A 6,778-nucleotide genomic window follows, 5' to 3' on the forward strand; every position below is an offset into this window, starting at 1 on the left:
ACAACAAGTCGGCCCCGCCCGCCACACAGCCACCAGCGACCGGAAGGACACCCGTGTTCGAGTTCAGCGTGATCGGCGGCAAAACGGCCCGCGACATCATCGGCCGCAGCCGCCCGGAGATCGTGCGGGAGGTGAGGGAAACCTATCTGACCCACGGCGACGGAGACTCCGTCAACCCGGACAGCTACTTCCTGCGCTTCCCCGAGAAGCCGGACAGCCGGATCATCGCGCTCCCGGCCTACCTGGGCGGCAAGCACGACGTCGCCGGGATCAAGTGGATCGGCAGCTTCCCCGGCAACATCAAGAACGGCATCCCGCGCGCCTCCGCCGCCCTGCTGCTCAACGACTACGCCACCGGCTACCCCTTCGCCCTCCTTGAGGCCTCGCAGATCAGCGCGGCCCGCACCGCGGCTTCCGCCGTCCTCGCCGCCGAGCAGCTGACCGGCGGACGCACCGCCCGCCGGCTGGCCGTGGTCGGCGCGGGCATCATCGCCCGCAACATCCTGGAGTTCTTCGCCGCCCAGGAGTGGGACATCGAGACCGTGGTCGTCCACGACCAGCACCCCGAGTACGGCCAGGCCCTCGCCGGATACGCCACCGACTCGCTCGGCTACCGCGCCGAGACCACCGAGGACCTGCGCACCGCGCTGGACGTGGCCGAAGTGATCGTCTTCGCCACCACCGCGGGCGAGCCCTACGTCCTGGACCCGCGCGCCTTCGCCCCCGGCCAGGTGGTCCTCAACATCTCGCTGCGCGACATCGGCCCCGAGATCATCCACGACGCCTACAACATCGTCGACGACGTCGACCACTGCCTCAAGGCCAACACCTCCCCGCACCTGGCCGAGCAGAAGTACGGCAACCGCGACTTCATCACCGGCACCCTCGCCCAGCACATCCGCGGCCAGGTCACCACTGGCCCGGACAAGCCCGTGATCTTCTCCCCCTTCGGCCTCGGCGTCCTCGACCTCGCGGTCGGCGCCCACGTCTACCGCGTCGCCACGGAGGCGGGGGAGGCCACCGCCATCGACGACTTCTTCGGCGAGACCACCCGCTGGTAATCCAGGGCGGCTTCAAGTTCCGGGATCGTGTAGATCGCGCGGTGTGCAGCGGGAGTTGAGGCTGGAGTGGTACGGGCACGGGACCGGTGATCATCGTGGTTGCTACGCCAGCTGATCACGAAGAGGTCCCGTGCCCGTTGTCGCATCCTCGCCGATCCCTGCGGTCCTGGCCAAGCTGGGGCCCCTCGACGAGCAGGACACCGATCGCCTGCGGGCCTGCTTCGCGCGCATACCGGACCCGCGCTCCCGCCGCGGACGGTGGTATCCCCTGGTCAGTGTGGTGTAGCTCGGCATCCGTCGCCACCTGCCCGGCCGCTACCGCGCCCGCTCCCACGTCACCTATGCCCCCACCATCACCCTGGCCCAGGGCGAGATCGGCTCCAAGGCGAAGGAGACCGCCGCCTTCCGGCCGCTGCTGCAGCACCTGGACCTGACCGACACGGTGGTCGCCTTCGACGCCCTGCACAGCGTCAACCCCAGGTGCGCTGGCTGGTCGAGGAGAAGAAGGCCCACTACATCGCGGTGATCAAGGGCAACCAGCCCACCGCCTTCGCCCAGCTGAAAGCGCTGCCCTGGGACGAAGTGCCCATCAGGCACACCGCTTCGGGCGCCGGCCACGGACGACAGGAGTCCCGCTCGCTCAAGATGATGGCCGTGGCCGACAACCTGGGCGGGCTGGCCTTCCCCCACACACGGCTGGCGCTGCGGATCCACCGGCGCCGGAAACAAACCGGACGCCAGCAGACCCGCGAAACCGTCTACGCCGTCACCAGCCTGGACGCCCACCAGAGCACACCCGCCCAGCTGGCCGGCCACGTCCGCGGACACTGGAAGATCGAAAACTCCAGCCATCATGTCCGTGACGTCACCTTCGCCGAGGACGCCTCCACCGTTCACACCGGCAACGCGCCGCGGAGAATGGCGTCCTTCCGCAACCCGGCCATTGGAAGGCTGCGCTTGCTGGGCGCGACGAACATTGCCAAGACCACCCGCGCCATCCGGGACCTACCCGAACGAGTCGCCTGGATCACGGGCATCACCGACAGCCCACACCCTTCGGCAACTTGAAGCCACCCTGGCGAGCGAGGTGACCGACATCCACTGTTAGCCTCATACGACTCTGACGGCTCTGACCGCTCCTCACCATAAAGCTAGGGAGATTTAATTGCGCATCAAGCGAATAGTTCAGAGCGGAATGTCCGCACTGGTCATGGGCGCTGTCGCGGTGGCCATGGTGCCGGGCTCGGCGCAGGCGGTGGACTGGGACCACGGACCGCTGTACGACAGTGGTAAGCACGCGGCGGCCTACATCGAGGAGCGCGGCGACTACCTCAAGGTCTGTGACACCAAGAGCGACGGCAAGAAGGCGTGGGTGAACGTCTTCGACTACGACAGCGGCGACCTCCTGTACAGCCTCACCGACGAGAAGAACGACGGTAAGTGCAGCTACCGGGACGCCTCGGACGGCGGCAAGTACAACCTCGCGGAAAACCACAAATTCGACGTCATAGTCTCGCATGAGCCCTCGGATAATTCGGGCTCCTACTACTTCCAATTCCTCAACGACCACTGATGACAACCTTGGTGACGCGGCATCAGCGTCGCTGATGGCCCGTCGGTGAGCTTTCCGCCTCGTCCAAGAGACTCATCCTCGATGGCGTACCGGACTTCCACGCCGAAGCGCGCGGGCCAGGGACGGGATGACGACGTCGGGGGTGCCGGTGCCCCGGACGATGACGGTCTGCTCGTCGAGCGCGTTGCAGACGTCGTCGATCACAGGCGATCGGTGTCCTGCTCGTCGAGGGGCCCCAGCTTGGCCAGGACCGCAGGGATCGGGGAGGATGCGACGACGGGCACGGGACCTCTTCGTGATCAGCTGGCGTAGCAACCACGATGATCACCGGTCCCGTGCCCGTACCACTCCAGCCTCAACTCCCGCTGCACACCGGGCGATCTACACGATCCCGGAACTTGAAGCCGCCCTGCTGGTAATCCGCCTCCGCTTTTTGGGCCACCGGCCGCCCCGTCAGATCACCGCAACCCAGCTGTAGCGGTGCTCGGGCGGCCGGGACCCCGGCGCGTCGTCCTGTGCACTTGGTCAGGGCGCGGACTTCCGGGCATCATGGCTCGGCGCCGAGAGCCTGAGAACGGCCGGCGGCTCGTCCGGCAGGCCGACGCGGAAGAGATGAATCTCGTTCTCGACGATGGCCGCCAGCCGGGCGCCGTCGGGCGCCCAGGCGAGGGCCTGGGTACGGGTCCCGGCTTCCAAGCGATCCCTTGCCGGGCGTCGCATGATGAGCTCACGGTCGGCGACCCGGTAGATGTCGGGTGTGCACTTCCGCTCATCGTTCCAGTCCTCCGTCGCCACGGCCAGGTACGCGCCGTCCGGGCTCGCCGCCAGCGAGTTCAGCCAGTCGCCCGGCACGGTGATCGCGTCCAGGATGCTGCCGGTGGCGGGCTCGATCACGTACACCTTCGAGTCGTGGGCTACGAACATCCGGGTCTCGTCCGCGCTGAATGCCACGCGATGGACCCGACCGGAGGATTCGTCACCGAGCCGTACCGTGCGATCGGGCGAGGACTTCCCAGAGACGAAGTCCACCCGGCCGCCGTCACCGTACTCGACCCGGAAGCGGCCGGTGCGCGAGCGTACGCGGCCCGGCTCCACCGGCATATCGGTCTCAGTGTCGGCGTCGAGGTCGTAGGCCCACGGGCGAACCTCGTCGACCTCGTCCTCCTTGAGCGTGACCACATGCTGCCCGGGCACCCACATGATGTCCCGGCCTGCCGAGACAGGTGACACGCGGAGCCGCTCGGACCGGTTGTCCATGTCGTAAACGGCCAGTTCGCCGTCCTCGCTGGTGACAGCGAGAAAGCGGCCGTCGTCGGAGAAGGCCGACACCACGATGTAGTCGGAATAGTCGGAGCCGGCGAACGGAGTGAGGACGGCCTCCGGTTCCGTGAGATCCGGTACGTGCGGGGCATCCTCGGCGCGCAACCGCCGGGTTGGATCCGGGTAATACCCGGTCTCCCAGCTCAGGCCGGGCCGCAGATGCTCCAGCCAGCGTTGATCGGTGACCTGAACCTCGTAGTCGGCCTGCACGAGAAGGTCCTCATCCGGCCAGCCGTCGTCTCGTTCGTGAATCCCCTCCTCCCAGAGGGCATTGATATGCTCCCAGCCCTCTTCGGGCAGCGGATAGTTGCGGACGGCGACACGTTCGACGCTTTCGACAAACCACCGGGTGTTCACGGCGAGCCAGCCGTCGTTCTCGAGCTCCCGCCAGGTGAACAAATCGCCGAGTCGACCGCCGTTGTCGTCCGCGCTTTCCCACAGCAGTGACAGGAAGAAGCCGGGGTCCCCCGGAAGTTCGGCATGCCACCGGCGCTCGACGTTGTCATTGACGTTGTAGTCGACAACGAAGATCCGAAATCTCACACGACGCCGGTCGGGGGCCAGGGCGAGCACTCGCACGCCATAGAAGGGACGGATGGACAAAGGCTCTCCTTCGTCTCGAAACCAGAGGGCGATCAGTGCGCGCCGATGTGCTTCAGGGCTGCAACTCTCCCGATATGAATGGATCGGGAATGGTGGTTCCGCCGGGAGGCAGGGCTGCCTCGGCCGCCGCACGGTTCGAAAAGACGCCCCGAGGCGTGTCTGTCGTAACAAGACCATAGGCTAGCCGCCCATGACTGAACTCTCCCTCCTGCAGACCGCCGGCATACCTTTCGGCGCCCTCACGGGTCACCATCAGCACGGGCCCACTGCTGGTGGGCACCCATCCGGACGGGGCGTGCACTTGGGGCGCGCTGCGGGACCGGTGGGCGGTGCACCGTCTTGACAGCCCGTGGCAGCCGGGGGGCCAGGACGGTCCTGCCGCTCCATCGGCGTTGCGGGCCCTGGTCGTCGACGGGCGGATCGTGGTCGGCAAAGGCTCGGAGGGCCTGCGGTTCGCGCAGTGGGATCTGGACAGCGGCGCGGTCCGCGTCTTCGCCGATCACCACGACTTCGACGTGGACACGGTTGGCACGCTGGAACTCCCCGGGCGGTCACTGTTTCTCGTCTCCCCCGAAGCGGAGGCCGTAGCCCTTTGGGACGTCGTGGGCACCGGCACCGGGGAACGTACCGCGGAACTCAACGCCAGGTGCGATCGCACCGCGGCGACAGGGATGCTCGATCACCGGCCGGTACTGGTAACCGCGGACGAAGACGGTGGCCCCATCCACGTGTGGGATCTCAACGACCGTGTGCCCCTCGTGGGGTTCGACAACGTCCTGGAAACCGAGGAGGGCGAGGAGGATCTGTTGGCTGTCGGTCTGGCCGACGTGGGCGGTCGCCCTCGCGTGGTCGCAGCCGGAGGATACGGCAGCGTCGTCCTGGGAGACATCGACAGCGGCGAGTGGGGCGTGCCGTTCGCCGGGCCCGAACCGCACGACGAAACCGACATGCTGGTGGACACCGGCACCGCGAACGGTTCGCCGATCGCCGTCACCTGTACCTACGACCCTTACCACGGGCAGGTCCCGCGACCACACCACCGTCACCACGATCCCGCCCGCCAGGTACAGGCGACCGTCCTTCAGCCGGAACCCACGCCGGGTGTAGTTCAACGTCGGCAAGGCTCCGCGCTTCTTCTTCCACCTCGGCATACCAGCCCGCTGCCGCTGAGGCAGCCGCTCCCGGATGTCCTTGTGCGCCTTGGCACGGGACCTGCCGAAGTCCCGTATCAGCTGCTGCTGCACAACACTGGAACCCTCACGCAGCCACGGCACACGCTCCCGCGCCTGCGTCAGCATCCTGTCCAGCTGCGCCGGGCCACAGGTCCGCTTCTCACCCGTGGCCTTGTTGTGCAGGTGGGTGGCCTTGGACTTGGCGACGCATTCGTTCCAGATCCACCGGCAGCGGTCCCATTCCGCCAGCAGCGCCCCACGGGCGCTCGATGACACGCGAAGCCGGTACGTGTACCGGGCGTGCCCGGCCTCGTCGGCGGCTTCACTTGGCGTCGTCATGCCGTCAACGTAGCGTCATGATTCGTTTGTCACTTCGCATTCCGGCAGACCCACTCGAACGGGTGACCGCCCGAGCCGCCTGGGAGCGATGTCCCTCAACTCCAAGGCCTCTTATACCTCTTGGAGGTCGCCCTCGCCATTGCCCGGGTGGACGCCGGATCGCCCGGCGGCGATCCGGCTTCCCCTGCCCCGCTCCGCGGGAAACCGGATTTCCCCCCGGCCTGAAGGACTCTGCTGAGGAATACGTGATTCGAGCAGGGCTGGGTCGTTGGTCCCCCATGGTTGTTGTGGTCGTGGGCGGGAGGGCCGAGAGATGTCGCTGGAGCCACGGGCTGATCACGGGGTGCCGGAGCTGACAGCCCGGGTGGTGCGGGCCGCGTTCCCGAAGGGAACGCTCGCGGTGCGGATCCGGGAGGCGTTGGGCCCGCTGTTTGAGGACGAGGCGTTCGCCGGGGCGTTCGCCGCCCGGGGACGTCCGGCTGTCTCGCCGGGGGCGTTGGCGTTGGTGTCGGTGTTGCAGTACGCGGAGGGACTGACCGACCGGCAGGCCGCTGACCAGGTGCGAGCCCGGATGGACTGGAAGTTCCTGCTCGGCCTGGAGCTGGATGATCCCGGATTCGACGCTTCCGTGCTGAGCCTGTTCCGTTCCCGTCTCATCGAGCACGGACTGGAACAGACGGCGCTGGAGCTGGTGCTGGAGCGCCTGCGCG

At 67.4% G+C, this 6,778-nt stretch carries 7 protein-coding genes and 1 pseudogene; 5 read left to right on the forward strand and 3 right to left on the reverse strand.

The annotated features are described in order from the left end of the window. Positions 1-53: 53 nt before the first annotated feature. From sbnB to PV419_RS49295, 4 genes are all read left to right on the forward strand, one after another. On the forward strand, positions 54-1,061 hold the full coding sequence (sbnB, locus tag PV419_RS49280) for a 2,3-diaminopropionate biosynthesis protein SbnB (protein WP_319700453.1): 1,008 nt from the start codon (positions 54-56) through the stop codon (positions 1,059-1,061). A gap of 130 nt (positions 1,062-1,191) precedes the next feature. Further along, positions 1,192-1,347, forward strand: a complete 156-nt coding sequence (locus PV419_RS49285; RefSeq protein ID WP_319700455.1) for a hypothetical protein — start codon at positions 1,192-1,194, stop codon at positions 1,345-1,347. Positions 1,348-1,541: 194 nt separating this feature from the next. Then, a complete protein-coding gene (locus PV419_RS49290) occupies positions 1,542-2,129 on the forward strand; it encodes an ISAs1 family transposase (protein WP_319700458.1) in 588 nt (195 codons plus the stop codon). 127 nt (positions 2,130-2,256) lie between these two features. Then, positions 2,257-2,634 (forward strand): hypothetical protein, encoded by a 378-nt coding sequence (locus tag PV419_RS49295; RefSeq protein ID WP_319700460.1) that lies wholly within the window; start codon positions 2,257-2,259, stop codon positions 2,632-2,634. Positions 2,635-2,706: 72 nt separating this feature from the next. On the opposite strand, the gene PV419_RS49300 is transcribed toward PV419_RS49295, so the two are convergent. The 3 genes and pseudogenes from PV419_RS49300 to PV419_RS49310 all read right to left on the reverse strand — a co-directional run. Further along, positions 2,707-2,838 (reverse strand): hypothetical protein, encoded by a 132-nt coding sequence (locus PV419_RS49300; RefSeq protein ID WP_319700465.1) that lies wholly within the window; start codon positions 2,836-2,838, stop codon positions 2,707-2,709. Positions 2,839-3,159: 321 nt separating this feature from the next. Next, entirely contained in the window at positions 3,160-4,557 is a 1,398-nt protein-coding gene (locus tag PV419_RS49305) for a hypothetical protein (RefSeq protein ID WP_319700462.1), read from the reverse strand. 1,016 nt (positions 4,558-5,573) lie between these two features. Then, positions 5,574-6,068: pseudogene (locus tag PV419_RS49310) on the reverse strand (RNA-guided endonuclease TnpB family protein); the annotation flags it as partial. Between the two features lie 313 nt (positions 6,069-6,381). On the opposite strand from PV419_RS49310, the gene PV419_RS49315 reads away from it, so the two are divergent. Then, positions 6,382-6,778: transposase (locus PV419_RS49315; protein WP_319700464.1), on the forward strand; the 397-nt coding region annotated here is incomplete at its 3' end.

It is taken from the genome of Streptomyces sp. ME19-01-6 (assembly GCF_033793745.1).
Classification (GTDB): Bacteria; Actinomycetota; Actinomycetes; order Streptomycetales; family Streptomycetaceae; genus Streptomyces.